This is a genomic window from Sulfurimonas marina (assembly GCF_014905095.1).
Taxonomy (GTDB): Bacteria; Campylobacterota; Campylobacteria; order Campylobacterales; family Sulfurimonadaceae; genus Sulfurimonas; species Sulfurimonas marina.
In genome coordinates this window covers 251,152-277,225 of sequence record NZ_CP041165.1, presented here as the reverse complement: position 1 = coordinate 277,225, position 26,074 = coordinate 251,152, and the positions used below count along the sequence as shown (strand labels likewise).

Genomic DNA, 26,074 nt, shown 5'->3' with positions numbered 1-26,074 from the left:
TTAGTTGAGTCCCATCTTTGCAGGATTTAAAATGTTGTTTGGATCAAACGCTTGTTTGATTGACTTGAAGAGGGCCATCTCTTCAGGTGTAAATGCCATTGACATATACGGTGCTTTTGCAAGCCCGATTCCGTGTTCACCTGAAAGTGTACCACCAAGGTCAACTGTTGCCTGGAAAACCTCTTCGATCGCTTGATAAGCAATCTTTACTTGTTCAGGATCACTACCGTCAACCATAACGTTTGTATGTACGTTTCCATCACCTGTATGTCCAAAACACGGAATATTTACATTGTACTTTTCTGCAATCGCATAGAACTTCTCTAGAAGTTCAGGAAGAACTGCACGAGGTACAGTTACATCTTCGTTAAGCTTTTTGCTTCCGTACACACTTAATGACGGTGAAGCATTACGGCGGGCAAACCAAAGATCAGCCGCTTCTTTGTCGTCTTTTGCGATCTTAAATTCAGAACAGCCGTTCTCTTTAAAAACTTTTTCAATCTGTTCTAGCTGAAAGTTAAGGTCATCTTCTAAGTTTCCATCAACATCTGTTACAAGCAGTGCACCAGCATCTACCGGTAAACCTTTATGGAAAGTCTGCTCAACCGCGCGGATAGTTAAGTTATCTAAGAACTCCATAGCAACTGGAGTAACACCGCTTGCCATAGTTTTATATACGGCATTCATAGCTTCTGTTACACTTGGAAAGATTCCCATTGCAGTTTTTGTCATTTTTGGTTTTGGAATAAGTTTAAGTGTAATCTCCGTAAGAACCGCCAGAGTCCCTTCACTTGCTATTAAAATACCGCTAATGTTGTACCCTGCAACATCTTTGATCGTTCTTTTTCCCGCTTTGATGATATCACCGTTTGGAAGTACTGCACGAGTTGCCATTACGTAATCTTTTGTGATTCCATATTTGGCAGCTCTCATACCGCCGGCATTTTCACTTACATTTCCACCAATAGTTGAGTAGTCCTGAGATGCAGGATCAGGTGGATAGAATAAACCAACCTCTTCTACTGCTTTTTGGAGGTCCATATTTACAACACCCGGTTGCACGATCGCTACCATATTTTTCATATCGATCTCAAGGATCTTGTTCATATGTTTTTCCATCGCTAACACAATACCACCGTTACTTGGCAGTGCACCACCCGTAAAACCGCTCCCGGCTCCACGAGGAACAATAACAATCTTATGTTCGTTACAATATTTTAAAATCTCACTAACATCTTGCTCATTACGCGGGAAGATAACTGCATCAGGTTCAAAATGCTCACGTGTAGCATCATAAGAGTAGGCAATTAGGTGTGCTTTATCACTGTAAATATTATCATCGCCAACTATTTTTGTAAAATGTTGTATATGTTTTGTATCTAACATCTATTCTCCAATCTTAAATTGTTCAACTAAAGAGTTTATCTCTTCATTTTTACTATTTTTTATCGTCTCATATAACGTTTTATTTGTGTTGTTATTTTGTACTAAAAGTTCATAGTAATGGGGCTCATAACTTTCAAGTTCATCACTACCCTCACCAAACCATGAATCTTCTATTGTCTCAACTCTTGAGTAAAATGGAAGTTGTTCTTTATCTTGTGTTAGCGGAGCATCGCTTATATATAAAATTTTAAAACTTTTGATATCTACAGTATAAAGCTTTTGGTCTAAATAGATAAATAATAATCCTGCACTTGAAGCTGTAGCAATATCGCTAAAATCCTCTTGAAGTGGTGTCGGATGCCCATGCATCGATAAAAGTGTTGCAAAAATATCAGGATGCACCCACTGAGTCTTTACAGATTTTGAGATCTGATAATAGATCTCTTCACTCGGTGCAATTAGAAGTGAACGTGTATATCCAAAAGCAAGTTCTACACTATCACCAACCTTAACTTCCCATTTTCCCTTTGGAAGTGCGTTGTTTCTTAAGAGGTTAAACTCTTTCATCTCTACAACTGCTGTTTTAGTTTGAGGATCAAAACTTTTTACGACACAACTTTTTAAAATAGAGCTATGTTCAGCAGTTATATGATGAACAACATAACCGCTTACCCCTACATCAACTTTATCTATATTTATCGTTGCAGTTCCTTGTTCAAGATCAAGATTAACAATCTTTGAACTTAATAAACCTGCAAATAGGTTAAACTGTATTAAAAGTACTAAAAAAACATATCTCATTAAACTTCTCTTTTGTAATATCTTTGAGATTATATCAAATAAAACTCAGACTAAGCCAAAATTTGATAATCTCTCACAATTATTTATTATAGGTTTATATTTAATGATACGATTTTTCATACTACTTTTTATTACACTCTTTTTCTCAAATACGCTACTGGCTTCTCATGTGGAACGCTTTAGATGGCAAAATGGAGAAACTTACTTAGTCTTTCTAGAGAAATTAAACTTGCCTGTCAGACAGCTTTACTACAACTTAGATAAAGATGACCAACGTTTAACAGAAGAGATGAGAGCAGGTGTTCACTATCAGATCTTAAAAGATACGAACAATGATATTTTACAAATTTTACTCCCTCTAAATGACGAACTTCAGGTTCACATCTATAAAAACGGTGACGGCTATGCATTTGAGGCAATCCCTATTATCAGTACTACTAGAAATGAGGTTTTATATACTCAGATAAACTCCTCTCCAAACTATGCAATACTTAAAAAAACGGGAAGTCGTAAAGTTGCAGGTGTTTTTGTTGCGGCATTTAAACATTCACTTAACTTTAAAAACGATATCCGCAAAGGGGATGAGCTTGTAATGCTTTACTCTCAAAAATATCGTCTAGGACAACCTTTTTCTATGCCCACACTAGATGCTGCTATGATCGAGATGGGTTCAAAAAAACACTATATCTACCTTAATGACGATGATAGATACTACGATGAAAAAGCACATGAGGTTGAGGGTTTTTTACTTGCTCGTCCTGTTAGAGCCAGAATCTCTTCATACTTTACAAAAAGAAGATTCCACCCTGTACTACATAAATGGAAAGCTCACCTTGGAGTTGATTATGCAGCACGCCGCGGAACACCTATTGTTGCAGCAGGAAGTGGTAAGGTTATCTATGCTGCACGTATGGGAAGTTATGGAAATCTTATAAAAATACGCCACAACGATGGTTATGAAACCCGCTATGCCCACCTCAAATCATTCCGCCGAGGGATCTATAGAGGTAAGTATGTTAAAAAAGGACAAACTATCGGTTATGTAGGTTCAACTGGGCGTTCAACTGGTCCACATCTTCACTTTGAACTTCGTAAGCGTGGAGTTGCTATCAACCCTCTACGAGTAGTTCAGGTAACGACAAAGAAACTTAAAGGGAAAGAGAAAAAAGCATTCTTACAACTCAAAAACAACTTTGATGAACGTATAGATTTACACCTTAATAATAAAACTCCATATAAAAAACCTCCACGCTTTGAGGATATGTGTTATATCTATATGATGGATGATATAAATGGATAAAATCACTTGTGTAAAAGCACTTGAAGATCCAAAATATATAAAACCGATAGAGATCCATTACACACAAAAAGATCAAAAGAAAAAATGGGAGGCTATCATCTCCCATGATTCTGTAGCAATTTTATTATGGCATAAAGAAAAAGATGCTTTTATAATAGTAAAACAGCTTCGTCCCCCAGTTTTTAATCTTCATAAAGATGGCTACATGCATGAGCTGTGTGCTGGTATAGTCGATAAAGAAATTCCCCTCTCAGAGATTGCGAAAGAGGAAGTTTTAGAGGAGTGTGGTTATGATATTCCTACAATAAACCTGCGATATGTAACAAGTTTCTTTACATCCGTAGGTATCTCAGGAGCTAAACAAACACTTTATTACGGTGAAATCGATGAGAGTATGAGAGTTCATGACGGTGGCGGTATCCATGACGAAGAGATCGAAGTTATAGAGCTAAATACGAATGAAGCAAAAACCTTTATATTTGATGAGAATTTTCAAAAAACTCCGGGGATGATGATGGCATTTTATTGGTTTTTTGAAAATATCAAAAACTAAAGGAAGAGAACACCTTAAGCAAAATCGATTGGGTCCATATCGATCTCTGCCATAGAGTTTTTACACGACTTTACAGCTTTTATGAGGTCTGTCGCCTTATCTGAACGAAGAAGAATCTCAAACCTATACTTATTTGCCACCTTTTCAACAGCACATTTTTTTGCACCTACAACTTCAATTGTATCAAACTTTTTAAGACATTCTTCCATTTCACGCATCTTTTCTTGCGCTTTGAGTCCATTTTTATCGGCAAAAAGTACACGACAGAGCTTTTTGTACGGCGGATATAGCCCTTCACGAAACATTTTTTCATACTCTAAAAACTCTTCATAGTTCTCTATATATGCCTTTATAAACTCTTCGTTAAATGTTTGTACCAATACCTTGGCATCACTTGCCCTTCCACTTCTACCTGCAACTTGGATCAAGGATGAAAGTGCTTTCTCACGTGCACGATAATCTGCAATGCTGAGCATATTATCAACACCTAAAATAACTGCCAGCTCTACATCATGATAATCATGTCCCTTAGAGAGCATCTGTGTCCCTACAAGTATGTCAACCTCTCTATCGTTAAAACGTTTGAGTGCTTTTTTTAACTTGTTCGCAGTTGTGATCGTATCTCTGTCAAACTGCTCAACTTTTACATCCTGCATCTCCTCTTCGATCTCTTTTAAGGCTTCTGCCGTACCTATACGTGAACTTGAAAGATGATCACTACCACACTCTGCACACACTTTAGGAATAGCTTGCATATAGTTACAATAGTGACACTTGATCGCATTTGCCTTTTGATGTATACTCATTCCTACACTACAATACGGGCACTTGTAGGTTGCCCCGCAATCTTTACATACCAAGTACTTAAAGTTTGCCCGTGTCGGTAAAAAAACTATCGCCTGTTTTTCCTGCTTAATCGTGTTTTTGAGATGGTAAAAAATAAGAGGGGTTAAACTCTCCTCTTTTGCTTCATATATAAACTCTCTTTTTGCACGAAAATGTCCACCTTTAAGTCTTATGTGCGGATATTTTACATACGAATTCAATGATGGTGTTGCACTTCCAAGTACTACCGGAATATTATAAAGTTTGCCCATATATACTGCTAAATCACGAGCATTGTAACGCGGTCTTGAAGATGATTTATAACTGTCGTCATGCTCCTCGTCTACCACGATCAAACCTAAATCTTTTATAGGTAAAAAAAGGCTTGAGCGCGCACCTGCTATAATCTTGGCTCTACCGTCATAAATTTTTTCTAGGGCCTCTTTTTTTTGTTTAGGGGTAAGTTTTGAGTGCCACATAATAAACTGCTCACCGAAATGCTCCTCCAAACGCTTAGACATTTGTGGTGTTAACGAGATCTCCGGCATAAGAAATATTGCCCGTTTATCTTGACTTATAATCTCTTCAAAATATTTCATATAGATCTCTGTTTTTCCACTACCGGTATCACCAAAGAGTAAAGAAACCTCATGCTTATGCAAAAATTTTAACGCCTCATTTTGTCTTTGTGAGAGTGTAATAGAAGATGGAGTACTTTTATTTTCATTATCAACTGTTTTAGAATCTTCAAATGGGAGCATTAAAGCAAAAGCTTCACCCAAAGCACAGATATAGTAACCTGCTATAAACTTGGCTAGTTCATACTGTTTTTTCGAGTAATAGTGTGTAGAAATATCTAAAACTTTGAGTGTTTTAAAATCAGGCTCTGATGTTTCTTCTACAACAACACCATTTTTTTCTTTGTTGTTTAATAAAACAGTAACTTGTGAATAAAGTGAAATTTTTTCTTCTGAGTGGTAAGTTAAAGGCTCTAAGACAGAGCCTATTATGGAGATTTTGTAGTAGTACAATAGAATAAATTATTCTGTTAATTTTTTACAGACTGTATTTGAATGATCACAATTAAACTCTCCGGCTGGGTGAAAGACACCATCTACAGTAGCATCTTCAGGGTAATATGTAAAAGTAATCGAACTCCCACTTATCTTATATGCATACGTATTATTTCCAGTTTTTATCCAGTGTCCGTCACCTTCACCAGAAATTATAGGCATACTTAAAAGACGCGGAGATGTAGAGGATAAAGTAGTATTAGAGTCAAACAATTTCTTCCCTGCTGCATTTGCAGTAACACCGTTATCAAGTCTATTTATATAACTTGAATCACCTTTAATCAATCTTGTTTGTCGCTCCGATATAATTGCTGAACGAATAGCCATCACATCAGCTTTTCCACTAGCTATTCTTGCTTGCGTACCTGTTGAGGCAAATCTTGGTAGAGCAATTGCAGATAGAATGCCCAGTACGACAATTACAAAAACTAATTCGATTATAGTAAAAGCGTTTGTTTTTTTCATAATAAGTCCATATTTTTCTTTGATTAAATCATTCGAAAATAATTCAAGCAAAAAAAGATTATACACCTTTCTTTCGAAAGATGTATAAGTTTGGTACAACTACCCTAGATTAGTTTTTCTTCCAAACTAAAATTGGAGATTCACTTGTACTTGCTGAAACATTTCTTTCAATTGAATATGAAGTATCACCAAATGTAATTGTACGTGTAGTACCATCTTGAAGTAGACCTTCCACATCTGCTGCACTAGCGTTACAGTCAGTCGTCGGATAATCACTCATTTGTGCAGTTAAATTACCTTCCGTAAAGTAATCAGAAATGTTATCATCTGTAGCCTCATCTGCAATAGCACCAGCCCAAATACCAGGTAATACTGTACGGTTCATCGTACCAACGAATGCTTTACATTTTCCAGCTTTCGCTTGCTCAGATACACCAATAAATTTCGGTAAAGCAACTGCTGAAAGAATACCTAAAATAACGATAACGAAGATCAATTCGATCATTGTAAAACCAGCTCTTTTCATAAGAACTCCTTAATTAAGTAAATTGGATTACTCTTGTAACCTTATCGCTAATTATGAGCCTATAAATATTAAAATATGCTTAAACATTACTTTTTCACTAAAAACTAGAGTATTTCTCATTTTTATTATCACAATTATATATTTGGAATAAAAAATGCTTGTCTTTGTACAATAAAAACTAAAAGGTGTATTTATGAGTATAGAGATTTCAAAAACGCATTCACTAATCAAAGATGCTCTTGATTATCGTGCGGCACGTCAAGATATGATCGCTTCAAATATTGCCAATGCAGATACACCTTATTACAAACCTAGAGATATTAGTTTTGAAAATGCACTAAAAGCAAAAGAAGCAGCTCTGTATGCCAAAGATAGCAATCAACTGCAAATGGCTACAACTGATTCTAAACACTTAACACCGAGTGCTCAAAATTCTGAAACGAAAGCAACACTCTTTTTCAGAGATGGTCATATGGCAAGAAATGACGGAAACAGTGTAGATATAGATGTAGAAACAACAGAGATGAGTAAAAACTCTATTATGTTCAATGCTTTAATACAAGCCAATAAAAAAGATGGTGCAATTTTTAAATCTGTAATAGAAGCATCACAAAAAGTAAGTTAGTAAAGGTTTAACAAATGAGTAATTTTTTAAATAGCTTTGATATCAGCGGATATGGTCTCTCGGCTCAACGTGTTCGTGTAAATGTAATATCATCAAACATTGCAAATGCACAAACAACACGGACTGATGAAGGTGGACCATATCGCCGTAAAGAGGTAGTATTTAAAGCTATCAACTTTAATGATTATTACAATAAAGCACTCACAGATGAGACAAACAGTGCTGAGTATCAAGACCCCTTAAATGAAGGTGAATTTGGAAAAAAGGTAAATCCTGCTATAATGAGTGTAGTAGTTGATAAAATCTCTCGTGATGATTCTAAAGCACAACTAAAATATGAACCAAATCATCCAGATGCAGATGCAAACGGATATGTTGCCTATCCAAATATTAATCCTGTTGTGGAAATGGCCGATTTAGTTGAAGCGACTCGTTCATATCAGGCAAATGTCGCTGCATTCGAAAGTGCAAAAAATATGGCAAACAGTGCAATATCACTGTTACAGTAAAGGAAGTTGTAAAAGATGAATAACAATGTAAATAGCTTAGCAAATATCTCAACAGCTGATCTACTTAAAAACAATGCAAAATCAGCTCCATCAAATGCTTCAGATGAATTTGCTAAACAATTAAAATCTGCCATCAACGAGACAAATGAGATTCAACAAGATAAAGAGCAGGCAATTGCAGATCTCGCAACAGGACAAGTAAAAGATCTTCATCAGGCTGCTATGGCTATCGGAAAAGCAGAAACAAGTATGAAACTTATGCTAGAGATTAGAAACAAAGCATTAAATGCTTATAAAGAGATCAGTAGAACACAACTCTAATCTTCTCTTAGCAATACTCCAAACTATATGATCAACCAAAACCAAAGTGGAAAAATCCTTCTTCTCTACGGCATAATATTTACAGGATTTTTAGTATTTCTTGCCGTAATGCTTTTTACGGTTCTTGATCCAAGACACATCCCTTCAAAGTACACGGCTGAAAGTTCAAAAGCATCACGCGGTAGCATCATTAGTGCTGACGGCTTTCACATAGCTACTACCAAAAAACTTTTTAAAGCTGTTGTCAATACCCGTTATATAGACCCGCAAAAAAAAGATCTTTTTGTAGAACTTTTCTCTATCTATTCGGGGATGGAGAAAAAAACTATCCTCAAAAAAATCAATAATCATAAAGGTGTTGTCGTTTTAAGTTACAACATTCCCCAAATCCAAGCACATTATTTAAAAAAACTTGCGTATGAACTTAGACGTTTTAAAGTATTCAAAGCATTAAAAAATCCTCGTACAGGTTTACTCTCAGTTCATGGTCTTAATATTATTGAAAGTGGGGAGAGTCGTGAATATAATTACGGCAACCTTCTAACTCCTATCATCGGTTATCCACATAAACTCGAAGAAGATGGATACACATTTGTAAAAGGTGTTAAAGGATTAGAAAAACGTTTTGATGATGAGCTTTCTGCAAGACAAGATGGGTACTCTCGAGGTAAACGTGATGTCAACAGCTATATATTATTAAATAAAGAGAGTTTTACAAAACCCCAAATTAACGGACTTGATCTAAAGATAACTATCCCTGTAGCTTTACAGATAAAAATAGAAAAAATGCTTGATCAGATGAAAGAGGAACTAAGAGCAAAACAAATTATGCTTGCAGTTATGAGCTCTACTAACGGTGATATCCTTGCAATGGCGAGTTCCAACCGTTACTTTCCAAAAGAGATTAAAAAAAGTGACTACCCCTCTTTAAACAGTGGGATGATTGAGTATAGCTTTGAACCGGGAAGTGTACTGAAACCAGTCACTTTCTCTTTACTCCTGGAAAAAAAACTTGTTAATCCTTATGATCTAGTCAATGGACATAACGGCCGCTTTAAAATTGGTAGAAAAATGATCACTGATGAACATAGATTTGACTGGTTAAGTGCTGAAAATGTTATTGTTCACTCATCAAATGTGGGTATTGCTCAACTAGCCCAAAAACTATCCGGTTTTGAGTTTTATGATGGGCTGAAAAAGTTTGGCTTTTCAAAATCCTCTACTCATGATCTTATCTATGAAAAAAAAGGTTCTATTCCAAGTGCAAAACGTTTAGAAAATCAGATCTATAAAGCTACTTGTTCATACGGGTATGGCCTGCGAGCAAACCTCATGCAACTCTTACGTGCCTATTCAGCCTTTAATAATAACGGAAAGATGGTCTATCCAAAACTTTTACGCTCTTTGATCAACGAATACAATCAAGAGACTAAAATTCCTTACGAAGAACAAGTGGAAGCTATAAAAAGTACAACTGCTCAAAGAATGAAAGATATCTTGATTAAAACAGTAAATAAAGGAACGGGGGTAAAGACGATCACTCCCGGCTTAGAAGTGGGTGGAAAAACTGGGACTGCCCATATCGTTGAAAAAGGGAGATACGTTAACAAATACAACACCTCGTTTATCGGTTTTGTCAATGACAAAAAAAGAAAATATACAATGGGTGTTGTAGTTGTTCAACCGAAAAAGAGTCAGTTTGCCGCACAAACTGCTGTACCCGTATTTAAAAAAGCGATTGATATTATGGTTGAAGACGGGTATCTACAACCAGATATTGTCGAGTAATCTTGTCTTACCGACAACTACTTCTACTAAAATAACAGTGTTCCCTATTTCAGCTTTTTTAATTGGCTCAAATTCACGATTCACTATTTCAACATATCCGATCTCTAAAGGTGATAAAATTGTAAGCATCTCACCTTTGATCTCCTCCACATCAAGAATATTTTTTGATATCATTTTAGAAGCTGCATATAATGATGCCGATATTTTCAGTGCTTCTTTTCTCTCATCAGTACTCAAATAGATATTTCTACTGCTTCTTGCAAGTCCATCAGCTTCTCTAACAGTATCTACAGGAACTATCTCTACATCCATATAATAGTGTTTTACCATTAGTTGAATCAGATTTAGCTGTTGTGCATCTTTTTTTCCGAAATAAGCACGTGTAGGATTCACTATATTTAAAAGCTTCATAACAATTCTAAGAACTCCGGAAAAATGTCCCGGACGTGTTGCACCTTCAAGTACATAGCCTCTAACCTCTGGAGCTTCAATCTTTACTTCATCTTCAAAGTAGATATTTTCCTTACTTGGAAAAAATACAACATCTACACCGGCTAGTTCACATATTTTTTTATCAGCTTCATCACGACGGGGATATTTATCTAAATCTTCCCCTTTTAAAAATTGTGTCGGATTCACAAAAATAGATACAACAACAAGCTCATTTGCTTTTCTAGCATTTTTTATCAGCTCTATATGCCCTTCGTGAAGTGCACCCATTGTCGGTACATACCCTATAGTTTTATTTTGCTCTTTTAGATATGTCTGTAACTCTAATGGTTCATAAATAATCTTCATTTTAAGTCCCAATATAATATAATCGCAATTATATAACAAGTATCTATGATATATCTTTATAACATAGAAGATAATGGGAAAACTATGGATAACTACGAATACACAGAACTTTTAAAAAATATCAAAATAAAAATGGAGAATATTACGGGTGTAGTTGAACCTGCGAAATTGCAAGAGAGACTCCAAGAGATCGAAACACTTGAAAACGATCCTGAATTTTGGAACGATGCGACAAATGCTGCAAAGATCCAAAAAGAGAAAACTCAGATTCAAAGAAAACTAGAAAAATATAATATTGCCAAATCTGCCGTTGATGATGCAGCTGATCTTTATGAGATGGCAAAAGAGGAAGATGATGAAGAATCTATAGAGGCACTTTTTGCGGATGCTCCCGAACTTGAAGAACAGATCCGTTCTATGGAGATCGAAGTTTTACTCAGCGGTGAGAGTGATGCTTCAAATGCAATTCTTTCGATCCATCCTGGAGCCGGGGGAACAGAATCTCAAGACTGGGCAAGTATGCTGCTACGTATGTATAAACGTTGGGCAGAAAGACATGATTTTAAGGTAGAAGTACTAGATTATCAAGCAGGTGATGAAGCGGGTATCAAAGATGTATCTATTCTCATTAAAGGTGAGAATGCTTATGGCTATTTAAAAGTTGAAAACGGTATCCACAGACTTGTTCGTATTTCTCCGTTTGATTCCAATGCCAAAAGACATACATCATTCTCCTCTGTTATGGTTTCACCGGAAATTGATGATGATATCGATATTGTTATAGAAGATAAAGATATTCGTATAGACACTTACCGTGCGAGTGGTGCAGGTGGACAACACGTTAATAAAACTGAATCTGCTATCCGTATTACCCATATAGCAACCGGAGTAGTTGTACAGTGTCAAAATGATAGAAGTCAACATAAAAATAAAGCTACTGCAATGAAGATGTTAAAATCACGTTTATATGAATTAGAACTTGAAGAGCAAAAAGCCAAAGAAGCTGGTATAGAAAAAAGTGAAATTGGCTGGGGGCATCAGATCCGCTCGTACGTTATGCAACCGTATCAACAAGTAAAAGATACAAGAAGTAACGAAGCTTACACAAATGTTCCGGCTATTCTTGACGGTGATATCGATAAGATGATCGAAGGGGTACTTATAGCACAGAATAAAGAGGAGTAATCATCTCTTTATTCTTTCTTTTTTAAAAAACTGTATCCTAAAAACCCTGCGCCAAATATCATTACCATAATCATTAACATTCTAATCTGTTTTTTTTGTGTTTCTTGCATAGCTGCAGATATTGGTGAAGCATTTGATTGCTGTCGTGCTGAAGCCTTTGATGAACTACTGCCACTTACAGAAGCTTCCATACGTGCTAAGTTTGCAGCTGCCCTTTCATTCTCACTTAATACTTTTTGCGGCGCTGCCCAAAAGTAAAGTGCGAATCCCATTACAAGTAAAAAAGCACCTACACTTCTAAAAATAACTGTCTGATGTTTTAAAAAAAATTCCACAATTAACCTTTAGCTTTTAATAAAGCAAAATTATGTCAAAATTCACTTATGAACTTACTTAAAGAATTTCTACTCGAAGATAAATGCTCATATCTAGAAAATATGCAACAAACTACACACTATAAAGTAATAGACAAATGTTCTGCTACTGCTTGTCAAGAGTTAATAGAAAGAGGATATAGAAGATTTGGGAAAATGTATTTTCGACCTATATGTACAGATTGTCATGAATGTCAAAGTATAAAAATAGATGTTAATAATTTTATATTTTCAAAATCTGCCAGACGTGTACTAAAAAAAGCTAAAGATATCTCTATTGTTGTACAACACCCTACAATGACAAAAACCCATCTAGAACTTTTTGATAAGTACCATAAATATATGAATGAAAAAAAGGGGTGGGATTATTCTCCAACTTCTCCTGATCATTACTTTAATTCTTTTGTCAGCGGATATGAAAATTTCGGTTATGAAGTGTTATATTTTTTTCAAGACAAACTTATAGGTGTTGATCTTATAGATATTTTGCAAGATGGAATATCTTCGATCTATTTCTATTACAATCCGGACTTTGCACAATATTCTCTTGGTAGATTATCTTTATATAAACAGATAGAATTTGCAAAGCGATACGAAAAAAAATGGATATATTTAGGTTACTATGTAGAAGGATGTCCATCTTTAGAGTATAAGAAAGATTACACTCCATATGTCACTTTAGAAGGCAGACCGAGTGAGTATGAAGAGTTTAACTGGTCTTGATATTATCTCGTTTTTAACAGCTCTCTTTTTTGTTCTTCACGAACCTCTTTTTTCTTAGCTTCTAACTCTTTTTGCAGTTTTTGCTCTAGTGCTTCTTGTTCTCTTTTGTCTTTTTCTCTTATCTGCTTAATTCTCTCAAGTTCACGTTCTCTTTTTGATTTTATATTTTTTAGCTCAGTCTCTTTTTTCCCTCTAAGACCTGCATCTGCATCAAGAAATGCTTGTATAACACCTGAAGCATTTATATCTTCTTGATGTGCAAAATAGTAGTCAATAATCTCTTGTTTATGTTCATCAGTATTAATAAGACCACTGTTGATTATCTCAGAAAAAAGTTGCGAGTTTTCTGTTGTAATTGAATCTTCATAAAATTTTTTAGCTAATCGCAAAAAGAAATCATTATCTCTGGAAAGTGCTCTTAAACTTGATAAATAGGTTTTTTTATCAAAGTTTGGTTCCCCCTGTTCTATTTTAAAACCAAAAGCTTTTGTAGCATTTACTTTTTGAGTATATTTTTCTATTTTATCCTTGTAAACACTAAATTGATTTATATCTTTTAACTTACTAATATTGTCAACATTATTATATATAACATCACCTAAAGCAGCATATACATCGGGATTTTTCGAAAAAAGTAGTGTAGATAATAATACTAATAAGAACAATTTACGCATTTTATAACCTATTAATTTTTGTGGTATTATAGCAAATTTTTGATTTATTAGATAATGAAGGGGTTATAAGACCTCCAAATGGAAGTCTTATAGAGGATGGATAAAAATTATCCGTTACGTTTTTTGATGATCTCTTCAGATACGTTTCTTGGAACTTCTTCGTAGTGATCGAATTCCATAGCGTATGTAGCACGACCTTGTGTATTTGAACGTAGATCAGTAGAGTATCCGAACATCTCAGAAAGAGGAACGTGAGCGTCAACAATTTTGTTACCGCTTCTATCACCCATAGAGTTAACTTGACCACGACGACGGTTAAGGTCACCGATAACGTCACCCATATACTCTTCAGGTACTTCAACTTCAACTTTCATGATTGGTTCAAGAATAGCTGGGCTTGCTTCACGAGCAGCTTCTTTGAATCCCATTGAAGCAGCGATTTTGAATGACATCTCATTCGAGTCAACTTCGTGGTAAGAACCATCGTAAAGTGTAACTTCAACATCTTCAATTGGGAAGCCAGCAAGTACACCGTTTTTCATAGACTCTTCCATACCTTTTTCAATAGCAGGAACGTACTCTTTAGGAATAACACCACCTTTGATTTCGTTGTGGAATACAAGACCTTCACCAGCTTCACCTGGTTTCATTTTGAATACAACGTGACCATATTGTCCACGACCACCAGACTGTTTAGCATATTTGTAGTTTTTGTCAACTTCGCTTCTGATAGCTTCACGGTAAGATACCTGTGGAGCACCAACTTCAGCTTCAACTTTAAACTCACGCTTCATACGGTCAACAATAATCTCAAGGTGTAACTCACCCATACCAGAAATAATAGTTTGACCAGTCTCTTCATCAGTAGCAACACGGAAAGATGGATCTTCTGCAGCTAGTTTACCTAGAGCGATACCCATTTTTTCTTGGTCAGCTTTTGTTTTTGGTTCAACTGCAACAGAGATAACCGGATCTGGGAAGTCCATTCTTTCAAGAACAACTTTATCTTTTTCAGAACAAAGAGTATCACCAGTTGTAGTATATTTAAGACCAACAACCGCACCGATCTCACCAGCGTAGATCTCTTTAACTTCTTCACGTTTGATAGCATGCATTTTCATGATACGACCAATACGCTCTTTTTTATCTTTAGTTGAATTGTGTACGTATGAACCTGATTCTAAAGAACCACGGTAAACACGGATGAAAGTTAACTGTCCAACGAATGGGTCAGTCATAATTTTGAATGCTAATGAAGCGAATTCACCATCATCAGTTGAAGGAACTGTAACTTCTTGCTCTTCATCATCCATCATTGTACCTTTAATAGCCGGTACTTCAGTTGGAGCTGGAAGGTAATCAACAACAGCGTCAAGTAAAGTTTGAACACCTTTGTTTTTAAAAGCTGTACCAACAGTCATTGGAACAATGTGCATACCGATAGTAGCAGCTTTGATTGCAGCTTTTAATTCTTCTTCAGAGATATCTTCACCCTCTAAGAATTTTTCCATTAACTCTTCATTACCGTCAACTGCAGAGATCTCTTCAATCATTTTTTCACGGTATTCTTCAGCTTTTTCTTGATAATCAGCACGGATATCTTGTGTATTGTATGCAGAACCCATAGCAGCTTCAGCATCCCAAACAATCTCTTTCATTTGTACTAAGTCAATTACACCTTCGAATTGATCTTCAGCACCGATAGGAAGTTGAATAGGAACCGGATTCCCTTTAAGACGCTCACGAATTTGACGCTCTACTTCATAGAAATCAGCACCAGTTCTATCATATTTGTTTACGAAAACGATTGAAGGTACACCATAACGGTTTCTTTGTCTCCAAACTGTTTCAGATTGAGGTTGAACACCACCAACTGCACAGAATACAGATACAGCACCATCAAGTACACGCATAGAACGCTCAACTTCAATAGTAAAGTCAACGTGACCCGGAGTATCGATAATATTAATTTGTTTACCGCTCCATTCACATGTTGTAGCAGCTGAAGTAATTGTAATACCACGCTCTTGCTCTTGCTCCATCCAGTCCATTGTTGCAGCACCATCGTGAACTTCACCGATTTTATGCTCAACACCTGTATAGAAAAGGATACGCTCAGTTGTTGTTGTTTTACCAGCATCAATGTGAGCAGCAATACCAATGTTTCTTACATCGCTTAATTTATGAGATCTTGCCATTTTATAATTACCTTATTATATTACCAACGGTAGTGAGCAAATGCTTTATTTGCTTCAGCCATTTTGTAAGTATCTTCTTTCTTCTTGAACGCAGTACCTTTTTCAGCAGCAGCATCCATAAACTCGTTAGCTAATCTCTCAGCCATTGTTCTTTCATTTCTTTTTCTTGCAGCATCAACTAACCAACGGATAGCTAAAGACTGTTGACGCACTGGACGTACTTCTACTGGAACTTGATAAGTAGCACCACCAACACGGCGACTTTTAACCTCAATAATAGGTTTAATATTCTCAATAGCTTCGTTGAATGTATCGATTCCTGATTTCTCACCTTTTGCAGAGATTACATCTAACGCACTGTAGATAATTTTTTCTGCAGTAGATTTTTTACCATCTAACATTACTTTGTTAATAAATTTCGTTAAAACTTTGCTTCCATATACTGGATCCGGCATAATTTCACGAACAGGAGCTTTTCTTCTTCTCATTTGTTTTTTTCCTTATCTTCAATTTTTTTCAAAAAATTTACTCAAAGTACATCTAGTTGTACCCTGCAGCTATCTTTGAATATATCTTAAAAAAATAGTTCTACTATTTTTTAGGTTTTTTAGTACCGTATTTAGAACGACCAACTAAACGGTTAGCAACACCAGCAGTATCTAGTGCACCACGAACGATGTGATACTTAACACCCGGTAAATCTTTTACCCTACCACCACGTACTAGTACGATAGAGTGCTCTTGAAGGTTGTGACCCTCACCACCAATATATGAAATAACTTCGATTCCAGAAGTTAATCTAACTTTTGCAACTTTTCTTAAAGCCGAGTTTGGTTTTTTAGGTGTAGTTGTGTAAACACGAGTACATACACCACGACGCTGTGGACAAGCTTTTAAAGCAGCAGATTTTGATTTCTTTACTACTTTTTTACGCTCTTTACGAATCAATTGATTGATTGTAGGCATATATTTCCTTTAACTTAATTTTTCCAGTAGAATGTAACTCACTAAAATTTAGAGAGTTATAGACACGAAATACTACAGAAATAGTAATTAAAGTTTGCTTATTTTAAGTGGTTTTTAATTTGTTTTAAAATAGATGTAGATTTTTTGGATAAATAGTTGAAAGTTGTAAAGAGTAGCCTAAAGGCTTACTCCCTACTCTTCTGAAGATTCAAAAGTTACTGTTTTATCTTTGTAGATACCTGTACCAACAGGGATAGTTCTACCAATAATAACGTTTTCTTTTAAGTTGTCTAAGTTATCAACTTTAGCACTTACAGCAGCTTCAGTTAATACTTTAGTTGTATCTTGGAATGATGCAGCTGAGATAATAGAATCAGCAGATACTGCAGCACGTGTGATACCAACAAGGAATGGCTCAGCAATCGCAGGACGACCACCAAGACGGATAATTTTTTCATTCTCTTGAGCAAATTTTGCTTTAGAAACTAAATCACCTTCGATAAACTTCGTATCTCCAGATTTTAAGATCTTAACTTGTCTTAACATCTGAGTGAAGATAACCTCAATATGTTTATCAGCGATATTAACCCCTTGAGAACGGTAAACTTGTTGTACTTCAGATACGAGGTAATTATAAAGTGCTTTAACACCCATAATTCTTAATAACTCGTGTGAAGACAAGATACCAGTAGTTAAACGCTCACCAGCGTGAACAAAGTCACCTGCATTAACAACTGCTTCGTGTGATTTATCTACAAAGTACTCTTTTACAATACCGTTTTCAGAGTTGCTTACAATGATACGCACTTTACCACGTAACGGTTTACCAAAACTTACTGTACCATCTATCTCAGAGATAAGTGCAGTAGCTTTAGGACGACGACCTTCAAATAGTTCAGATACACGTGGAAGACCCCCTGTAATATCCGATGACTTTTGAAGTGCTTTTGGTGTTTTCGCAATGATATCAGCAATTTTTACCTCTTGACCATCTTTAACGAATAAAGAAGATTTAGGCTCAATTGCATAACGTAATAACTCACCATCTTCAGTAGCTAACACGATTGTCGGCTTGTACTCAGATGAGATGTGATCATTAATCATTAGACGAGTTTTACCAGTTAGCTCATCAAGTTGCTCAGTTGCTGTAGTACCAACAATGATATCTTCATATTTCACTTTACCGCTTGCTTCAGAGATAATAGGATTTGAATATGGATCCCATTCTGCAATTACAACTGATTCATCAGATGCAGGTTTAGCGATAAGACTAGTTGATTCAACTACTTCATCATCTTCTGTAACGATAACTGAACCACGTGCGATGTAGTGACGTACAGCCTCACGGTTGTTCTCATCAATTACAGCTGCAAAAAGACCTTTCTCTTTTACTTCGTAACCAGATTTAAGACCTTCAAATCTTTCTAAATAGTCACCTTTAAGTAGGAAGTACTTAACAGTTCCTTGCTCTTTAGCATAGATTTTTTGTGTAACAGGTGCACCGTTATCAACTAATAATTCAGATGCGTATGGTACACGTGATGGTACGTTCCATCCGTCTTTAATAGTTTCAACGATAGAATCTTCTGCTTCTACTTCTGTTCCATTTGCATATGGGAAGTAGTACTTTCCTTCAATTTGACCGCTTACACCAGCAAGCTCATTAGGCTTAGCGATCTCATTTTTACGAAGTGCGTAACGAACAGTTTCATCTTTACCTGTAATGCTTACTAATACTTCATCGTGGATAGTTTGAATTTCAACTTTTCCAGAGAAAGGTGCTTTAATTTTTGGCTCAACAAGTAATACAGCCGCATTACGACGGTTAGCTACTATGTTTTTACCCTCTTTGTTTTGGTACGTTTTAAGGTTATAATAACGGATAAAACCTTCTTTTTCAGCTACAACTTGACGCTCTTGAGCAGTTGAACTCGCAGTACCCCCAACGTGGAATGTACGAAGTGTAAGCTGTGTACCCGGCTCACCAATTGATTGAGCAGCTACAATACCAACAGCCTCACCAGGACGTACAATGTGACCAGTTGCAAGGTTAACACCGTAACATAGTGCACAGATACCCTCTTCACTTTTACATGTTGTCGGAGTTCTAATGTGAGCTGACTTGATTCCAGCCTCAGCAATAACTTTTGCACTCTCTTCGTCAAGTAATGTACCCTCTGCAAAAAGGATCTCATTAGAGATTGGGTCGATTACATCATCAGCAAGTACACGACCGTTAAGTCTGTCTTCTAAAGACTCGATTAACGTATTTTGATCAGAGATATCTGTAATTTCGATACCTTCGTGAGTATGACAGTCATGCTCAACAATTTTCACGTTTTGTGCAACGTCAACAAGTTTACGTGTTAAGTAACCCGCATTCGCTGTTTTAAGTGCTGTATCGGCAAGACCTTTACGCGCACCGTGAGTTGAAATAAAGTACTCGATTACGTTTAGACCCTCTTTGAAGTTCGAGATAATCGGAGTCTCAATAATGTCACCACTTGGTTTAGCCATAAGACCACGCATACCAGCAAGCTGACGAATCTGAGCTGCAGAACCCCTCGCACCAGAATCAGCCATCATATGGATAGAGTTGAAACCGTCTTTATCGTTTTGAACCAGTTCCATCATCTCTGCTGCAAGTGTATTATTTGTATCTGTCCAAACGTCGATAATTTTATTGTATCTTTCTTGTTCAGTTAAAAGACCTGCTTCAAATTGTTTTTGGATCTCAATTACACGGTTTTTAGACTCGTTAATTTTCCCCTCTTTCATATCTGGAACACGAATATCATCAGCTGAAATAGATACACCAGCCTCAGTCGCATGTTTGAAACCTAGATCTTTTAATCTATCTAAGAATGATGCAGTTACACCAATACCACCATGCTTTTGAACATAGTCAACCATCTCATTGATAGCTTTTTTCTTCATAGTTTTATTCCATAATTCAGCAGGAACAAAATCTGGAAGGATTGCTTTAATTAAAAGGCGACCGGCAGTTGTATGGATAATTCTTCCATCAACACGAGTTCTAACTTTTGCATGAATATCAAGCGCTTTGTTCTCTAATGCAATGTTAATTTCATCAACGTTAGCAAATAGTTTATTAGAACCTTTTACACCATTTTTCTCTAAAGATAGGTAGTAGATACCAAGGACCATATCTTGTGAAGGTGTAGCGATCGCTTTACCAGAAGCCGGAAGAAGAACGTTCATAGATGCAAGCATAAGAACTTTTGCTTCAGCAATAGCTTCTGAACTTAAAGGTACATGAACAGCCATCTGGTCACCATCGAAGTCGGCATTAAACGCAGCACAAACTAATGGGTGAAGCTGAATAGCTTTTCCATCAATTAGTCTTGGGTGGAATGCTTGGATCGATAGTTTGTGAAGTGTCGGTGCACGGTTAAGCATAATTGGATAACCATCAACGATTTCAGCAAGACATTCCCAAACTTCGTTTGTTTTGTCTTCGATCATTTTCTTAGCAGCTTTTACTGTAGTTGCATACCCTTTATCTTCTAATTTAGCGATTAGATGCGGCTTGAACAGCTCAAGAGCCATTTTCTTAGGTAAACCACATTGATCCATTCTAAGGTCCGGTCCAACAACGATTACAGAACGTCCAGAGAAGTCAACACGCTTACCAAGAAGGTTTTGACGGAAACGACCTTGTTTACCTTTAATGATTTCACTTAAAGATTTAAGTGGACGTTTGTTTGCACCTTTAACAGCATTTGCACGACGACCATTGTCAAAAAGTGCATCAACAGACTCTTGAAGCATACGCTTTTCATTTCTAACAATAATTTCCGGAGCTTCAAGTTCAACTAAACGTTTTAAACGTTGATTTCTGTTGATAACACGGCGATAAAGATCATTAACATCAGATACTGCAAATTTACCACCATCAAGTGATACAAGTGGACGTAAATCTGGTGGAAGAACCGGTAATACAGTTAACATCATCCATGCTGGATTATTTCCAGAGTTTAAGAAAGACTCAATAACTTTTAAACGTTTGTTGATTGTTTTTTTCTTAGCTTCTGAACGAGTCTCTTCGATCTCTTCTCTTAATTGGTTAAATACTTCAACAAGATCAATAGAGTCTAATAGATCGCGAACAACTTCACCACCCATACGAGCTTTGAAACCTAATTCACCGAATCTTTGAACTAATGTACGGTATTGTTCTTCATTTAATACATCATATTTAGCAACAGGAGTTTTTGCTTCAGCATCATAGTATGCTTCACCACCCTCTTCTACAATGTATGCTTCGTAGTAAAGTACACGCTCTAAATCTTTCATTTTGATACCAAGAAGTGTACCGATACGAGATGGTAATGAAGATACATACCAAATGTGTGCAACAGGAGTTACAAGCTCGATATGCCCCATACGAGTACGACGAACTTTTGTAGATGTTACTTCAACACCACATTTCTCACATACAACACCTTTGTAACGCATCTTTTTGTATTTACCACAAAGACACTCGTAGTCACGAACAGGTCCGAAAATTTTTGCACAGAAAAGCCCGTCACGTTCAGGCTTTAAAGTACGGTAGTTAATAGTTTCAGGTTTTTTAACTTCACCGTTTGACCAAGATAAAACTTTTTCAGGTGACGCTAGTCTAAACTGAAGCTGTTTAATATCCTGTGGTCTGCTATCTTCTGTTACTTCAACTGGTACTAATTTACTCATTATCTTCTACCTCGTCCATAATATCTACATCAAGAGCTAGTGCTTGAAGCTCTTTTGTTAATACGAATAGAGTCTCAGGGATACCAGAAGCTGGTACAGACTCACCTTTTGTAAGTGCTTTATATGCACGTACACGACCATCAACATCATCAGATTTGATTGTAAGCATCTCTTTAAGAACTGCAGAAGCACCATATGCTTCAAGAGCCCAAACTTCCATCTCCCCGAATCTTTGTCCACCAAATAGTGCTTTACCACCAACCGGTTGTTGAGTAACAAGAGAGTATGGTCCAGTTGAACGAGCGTGAATTTTTTCATCAACTAAGTGGTGAAGTTTAAGAATATACATATACCCAACATTTACACGCTCTTTTAGTTTTTCACCAGTTCTACCGTCATAAAGTGCTACTTTACCATCTTCCGCCATACGTGCTGCTTCATAAAGTTTTTCAAACTCTACTGCATTTACACCTTCAAAGATAGGTGTAGCGAACTTAACACCTTTTGCCCAGTCACGTGCATGTTTTAAAAACTCTTCATCATCCATAGCACCGATTGTCTCTTTTGCATTCATTAGACCTGCAATGTCAGCAACTTCAATCATCTTAGCACGTAAGTTGTCTAAGAAATCTTTTTGTTTTGTCTCAAACTGAGCTTGGATCTGGTTACCGAGTTCACGTCCAGCCATACCAAGGTGCATCTCTAAAATCTGACCGATATTCATACGAGAAGGTACCCCTAGTGGGTTAAGACATACATCAACTGAACGTCCATCTTCCATGTACGGCATATCAACTTCAGGAACGATATTAGAAACAATACCTTTATTTCCGTGACGTCCTGCCATTTTATCACCAACTTTTAGGTGACGTTTAGTAGCAACGTAAACTTTAACATATTTCACAACACCGTTTGGAAGGATGTCATCTTTTTCTAAAATAGAAAGTTTTTCTTCATGCTCATCTCTAAATAGACGTTTTTGCTTTTGGAAATGGTTTTTCGTTTTGTTGTACTGGTCTTGAATCTCTTCAGAGAAAGATTTTACAACATTGTTCATAGCAAAACGGTTGATACCAGCTAAGTCATCACCATTGATTAAATCTCCGGCTTTATACTCTTTATCACCGATTTTTACATCGCTTACTAATGGTTCACGAGTAAGAAGTTTAGTTACACGTAACATCTCTTCTTTATCGATCATAATTAGTCTGTCATAGTGCTCACGCTCTAAATGATCACGTTCTTCTTTCTCAAGCTCTAATGCACGAGGATCTTTGTCGTAACCTTTTTTCGTAAATACTTTAATATCTACAACAACACCTTCCATAGATGGTGGACAGTATAAAGATTTATTTACAACGTGACCAGCTTTTTCACCGAAAATTGCACGTAAAAGTCTCTCTTCAGGAGTTGGTTTAACTTCACCTTTTGGAGAAACCTTACCAACTAAGATCATTCCACCTTTTACTTGTGTACCGATCTTAACAATACCAGATTCATCTAAGTGTGCTAATTCATCATCACGAACATTAGGGATGTCACGAGTGATCTCTTCAACACCATGTTTAAGTTCACGAGCTTCAACCTCTTTTTCGTAGATATGTACTGAAGTAAATGCATCTTGACGAATTAACTTTTCAGAAATAACGATCGCATCCTCGAAGTTATAACCGTTCCAAGGCATGAAAGCAACCATTGCATTTACACCAAGAGCAAGTTCACCTTGATCCATATTTGGACCATCAGCAATAATTTGCCCTTTTTCAACTATATCACCTACGTTAACGATAGGTTTTTGCGTGAAAGAAGTGTTTTGGTTCGTTCTTAAGTTCTTTTGTAATGGATAGTAATCGATAAAAATCTCACCATCTTCTTCACCCATTACATAGATATGTTTAGCATCAGCTTTTTCAACTTTACCGCCACGCTTAGCTTTAACACATTCCCAAGAGTCACGTGCTACAAGTTTCTCAACACCTGTTCCAACCATTGGAGCTTGTGCTTTTAATAAAGGCACTGCTTGACGCTGCATGTTCGATCCCATAAGTGCACGGTTGGCATCATCGTGCTCAAGGAATGGAATAAGTGAAGCAGCTACACCAACAACCATACTAGATGAAAGGTCAGCATATTGACAATCTTTAGGGCTTCTTAATAAGATCTCACCATCTTGACGAACAGAGATAAGTTCTTCTACAAATTGACCGTTTTCATCTAATGCATTTGAAGCAGCTGCGATCATCACACCTTCTTCTTGAGTAGCTGTTAGATATACAATCTCTTTTGTAACTTCACCGTCTTTCATCACTTTGTACGGTGCTTCAATGAAACCATGCTCATTAACTTTTGCATATGATGCTAAAGTATTGATAAGACCAATATTTTGACCCTCTGGAGTCTCAATTGGACAGATACGACCGTAGTGAGTCGGGTGAACGTCACGCACTTCGAATCCGGCACGCTCTTTAACAAGACCACCTTCACCAAGAGCTGATAGACGACGTTTGTGAGTAACCTCAGATAATGGGTTAGTTTGGTCCATAAACTGAGATAATTGACCGCCTGAGAAGAACTCAATAATAGTCGATGTAATCATCTTAGAGTTGATAAGGTCATGAGGCATTAGCTCATTCATTGGTCCACTCATAGTAGATAATTTATCACGGATAGCTTTTTGCATTTTTACTAAACCGTTGTGTAACTCGTTACCTAAAAGCTCACCGATAGCACGAATACGTCTGTTACCTAAGTGATCTCTGTCATCGATGTGACCTTGACCATTTTTAACTTTGATAACGTATTTTACAGACTCGATGATATCTTCATGAGTAAGAACCGTTACATACTCAGGTACATTTAGACCTAGTTTATGGTTCATTTTCATACGACCAACTTGAGTTAAGTCATATCTTTCAGGATCAAAGAAAAGTTGATTTACGAATGCATGAGCTGCTTCTTTAGTTACAGGCTCACCAGGACGCATCACTTTGTAAATACGGATCGCTGCTAAATCGTTTTCATCTTCAATCTCTTCTGTTTGTTTTAGAAGTTTAAGTGAATCAGCATCAGCATTAAATGCATTGATAACTGAGCTATCAACACCTTCAGCTAAATCGTTAGCGATTCTGAATTCTGTTACACCGATTTCAGCCATTTTCTTTAACTTAGACTCATCAATGTGTGTCATAGTGTCAAATAATACTTCACCAGTTTCCGGATCAATAATTGGTTCAGCTAAATAACGCTCTAATAAAACTTCAATTGGATATTGAACTTCTGCTAAACCATCTTCAATAAATTTTTGTGCTTTTTTAGCAGATAATCTTTTACCAGCAGCTACTAATGTTTTTCCGTTAGTGTCAACTAGATCATATCCTAAACGTCCAGAATAATCAGTTGGATTAAACTCGATCGCAAAATTGTTATCTTCAATTTTAATTGTTTGAATCGGATAGAACAGTTTTAAGATATCTTGTTTTGAGTAACCTAATGCTCTAAACATAATTGTTACAGGAACCTTACGGCGCTTGTTGATTCTCATGTATAGGATATCTTTTGGATCGTACTCAAAGTATAACCATGAACCACGATCTGGAATAATTTGACCAGTATAGATAAGTTTAGAACTTGCAGTTGTTGATTCTTCCTCTTTGAAGATAACACCCGGTGAACGGTGTAACTGATTTACAACAACACGCTCAACACCATTAATAATGAATGATGTTCTGTCTGTCATTAAAGGAATATCACGAACAAAAATAGATTGTTCTTTAATATCTTTTACACCAAGTTTCTCTTTAGTATTTTCATCTCTGTCCCATAATACTAAACGTGTTTTCATTCTAAGACTTACTGCATATGTAAGTCCTCTTTCCATACATTCACGTACAGTATATTTAGGATTAGTAACTTCAGAACCGATGTATTCTACAGTTAATCTGTTTTGTGCATCATGAATAGGGAATACTGATTGGAATACTTTTTCGATTCCACTTGCATCTCTATCTTTTGATTCTAACATTAAGAATTTTTCATATGAACTTTGTTGAAGTTGTAATAGATTTGGTACTTCTATTTCTTGAGGAGTTTTAGAGAAGTCTACACGAAGACGGTTTCCGGAATATAAAGTGTTTAACATAGGCTACCTCGATAAGTTGTTAATTAATGATTTTTTGCAAATCAACTATCAAATTCTAGGCGTCCCTAGATTTGAAATTTACTCTTATTGCAAAGAGATTTTTTATAGTGCTTATAAACGACATAAGGGCACT

At 36.4% G+C, this 26,074-nt stretch carries 21 protein-coding genes; 8 read left to right on the top strand and 13 right to left on the bottom strand.

The annotated features are described in order from the left end of the window. Together FJR03_RS01495 and FJR03_RS01490 are read right to left on the bottom strand one after the other, a co-directional pair. Positions 1–1,386 (bottom strand): FAD-linked oxidase C-terminal domain-containing protein, encoded by a 1,386-nt coding sequence (locus FJR03_RS01495; RefSeq protein ID WP_193113906.1) that lies wholly within the window; start codon positions 1,384–1,386, stop codon positions 1–3. Further along, the gene (locus FJR03_RS01490) at positions 1,387–2,187 is read right to left on the bottom strand and encodes a plasminogen-binding N-terminal domain-containing protein (RefSeq protein ID WP_193113905.1); all 801 of its coding nucleotides are present in this window, start codon (positions 2,185–2,187) and stop codon (positions 1,387–1,389) included. A 103-nt stretch (positions 2,188–2,290) separates the two neighbouring features. Between FJR03_RS01490 and FJR03_RS01485 the strand changes: the two genes are divergently transcribed. Together FJR03_RS01485 and FJR03_RS01480 are read left to right on the top strand one after the other, a co-directional pair. Then, positions 2,291–3,487 (top strand): peptidoglycan DD-metalloendopeptidase family protein, encoded by a 1,197-nt coding sequence (locus tag FJR03_RS01485; RefSeq protein WP_193113904.1) that lies wholly within the window; start codon positions 2,291–2,293, stop codon positions 3,485–3,487. Continuing rightward, positions 3,480–4,040, top strand: a complete 561-nt coding sequence (locus FJR03_RS01480; protein ID WP_193113903.1) for an NUDIX hydrolase — start codon at positions 3,480–3,482, stop codon at positions 4,038–4,040. Before FJR03_RS01485 ends, FJR03_RS01480 begins: the two co-directional genes overlap by 8 nt. Positions 4,041–4,054: 14 nt before the next feature. Here FJR03_RS01480 and FJR03_RS01475 read toward each other — a convergent pair whose 3' ends face one another. From FJR03_RS01475 to FJR03_RS01465, 3 genes are read right to left on the bottom strand one after another with little or no spacing between them, the layout of a single operon-like run. Then, positions 4,055–5,896 carry a primosomal protein N' gene (locus FJR03_RS01475; protein ID WP_193113902.1) on the bottom strand — a complete coding sequence of 614 codons (1,842 nt, stop codon included), beginning with the start codon at positions 5,894–5,896 and terminating at the stop codon, positions 4,055–4,057. Positions 5,897–5,905: 9 nt separating this feature from the next. Then, on the bottom strand, positions 5,906–6,454 hold the full coding sequence (locus FJR03_RS11775; RefSeq protein WP_265738063.1) for a type II secretion system protein: 549 nt from the start codon (positions 6,452–6,454) through the stop codon (positions 5,906–5,908). A gap of 58 nt (positions 6,455–6,512) precedes the next feature. Next, positions 6,513–6,929, bottom strand: coding sequence for a type II secretion system protein (locus FJR03_RS01465; protein WP_193113901.1), 417 nt, complete (start codon positions 6,927–6,929; stop codon positions 6,513–6,515). Positions 6,930–7,122: 193 nt separating this feature from the next. Here FJR03_RS01465 and flgB point away from each other — a divergent pair, with 193 nt between their 5' ends. From flgB to FJR03_RS01445, 4 genes are read left to right on the top strand one after another with little or no spacing between them, the layout of a single operon-like run. After that, positions 7,123–7,554 carry a flagellar basal body rod protein FlgB gene (flgB, locus tag FJR03_RS01460; protein WP_193113900.1) on the top strand — a complete coding sequence of 144 codons (432 nt, stop codon included), beginning with the start codon at positions 7,123–7,125 and terminating at the stop codon, positions 7,552–7,554. A gap of 14 nt (positions 7,555–7,568) precedes the next feature. Beyond that, positions 7,569–8,063, top strand: a complete 495-nt coding sequence (gene flgC / locus FJR03_RS01455) for a flagellar basal body rod protein FlgC (protein ID WP_193113899.1) — start codon at positions 7,569–7,571, stop codon at positions 8,061–8,063. Positions 8,064–8,078: 15 nt separating this feature from the next. After that, positions 8,079–8,384, top strand: a complete 306-nt coding sequence (gene fliE / locus FJR03_RS01450; protein WP_193113898.1) for a flagellar hook-basal body complex protein FliE — start codon at positions 8,079–8,081, stop codon at positions 8,382–8,384. A gap of 27 nt (positions 8,385–8,411) precedes the next feature. Next, a complete protein-coding gene (locus tag FJR03_RS01445) occupies positions 8,412–10,172 on the top strand; it encodes a peptidoglycan D,D-transpeptidase FtsI family protein (protein WP_193113897.1) in 1,761 nt (586 codons plus the stop codon). Here the strand turns inward: FJR03_RS01445 and panC are convergent. After that, a complete protein-coding gene (panC, locus tag FJR03_RS01440) occupies positions 10,149–10,970 on the bottom strand; it encodes a pantoate--beta-alanine ligase (RefSeq protein WP_193113896.1) in 822 nt (273 codons plus the stop codon). The two genes, FJR03_RS01445 and panC, sit on opposite strands and share 24 nt — an antisense overlap. Before the next feature lie 84 nt (positions 10,971–11,054). Between panC and prfB the strand changes: the two genes are divergently transcribed. Further along, complete coding sequence (gene prfB / locus FJR03_RS01435) at positions 11,055–12,155, top strand: peptide chain release factor 2 (RefSeq protein ID WP_193114719.1); 1,101 nt, start codon at positions 11,055–11,057, stop codon at positions 12,153–12,155. Between the two features lie 8 nt (positions 12,156–12,163). On the opposite strand, the gene FJR03_RS01430 is transcribed toward prfB, so the two are convergent. Further along, positions 12,164–12,490: a hypothetical protein gene (locus FJR03_RS01430; RefSeq protein ID WP_193113895.1), complete on the bottom strand. Its 327-nt coding sequence runs from the start codon at positions 12,488–12,490 to the stop codon at positions 12,164–12,166. Positions 12,491–12,538: 48 nt separating this feature from the next. On the opposite strand from FJR03_RS01430, the gene FJR03_RS01425 reads away from it, so the two are divergent. Further along, positions 12,539–13,252, top strand: a complete 714-nt coding sequence (locus FJR03_RS01425; protein WP_193113894.1) for an arginyltransferase — start codon at positions 12,539–12,541, stop codon at positions 13,250–13,252. Between the two features lie 2 nt (positions 13,253–13,254). Here the strand turns inward: FJR03_RS01425 and FJR03_RS01420 are convergent, their stop codons facing one another. From FJR03_RS01420 to rpoB, 6 genes are all read right to left on the bottom strand, one after another. After that, complete coding sequence (locus FJR03_RS01420) at positions 13,255–13,926, bottom strand: hypothetical protein (protein ID WP_193113893.1); 672 nt, start codon at positions 13,924–13,926, stop codon at positions 13,255–13,257. 107 nt (positions 13,927–14,033) lie between these two features. After that, on the bottom strand, positions 14,034–16,124 hold the full coding sequence (gene fusA / locus FJR03_RS01415) for an elongation factor G (protein ID WP_193113892.1): 2,091 nt from the start codon (positions 16,122–16,124) through the stop codon (positions 14,034–14,036). Positions 16,125–16,144: 20 nt separating this feature from the next. Further along, positions 16,145–16,612, bottom strand: a complete 468-nt coding sequence (gene rpsG, locus FJR03_RS01410) for a 30S ribosomal protein S7 (protein WP_193113891.1) — start codon at positions 16,610–16,612, stop codon at positions 16,145–16,147. A gap of 103 nt (positions 16,613–16,715) precedes the next feature. Beyond that, positions 16,716–17,090 (bottom strand): 30S ribosomal protein S12, encoded by a 375-nt coding sequence (gene rpsL, locus FJR03_RS01405; RefSeq protein ID WP_193113890.1) that lies wholly within the window; start codon positions 17,088–17,090, stop codon positions 16,716–16,718. Positions 17,091–17,282: 192 nt separating this feature from the next. Beyond that, positions 17,283–21,803, bottom strand: coding sequence for a DNA-directed RNA polymerase subunit beta' (gene rpoC, locus FJR03_RS01400; RefSeq protein ID WP_193113889.1), 4,521 nt, complete (start codon positions 21,801–21,803; stop codon positions 17,283–17,285). Beyond that, entirely contained in the window at positions 21,796–25,941 is a 4,146-nt protein-coding gene (gene rpoB, locus FJR03_RS01395; protein WP_193113888.1) for a DNA-directed RNA polymerase subunit beta, read from the bottom strand. Before rpoB ends, rpoC begins: the two co-directional genes overlap by 8 nt. Between the last annotated feature and the right edge of the window lie 133 nt (positions 25,942–26,074).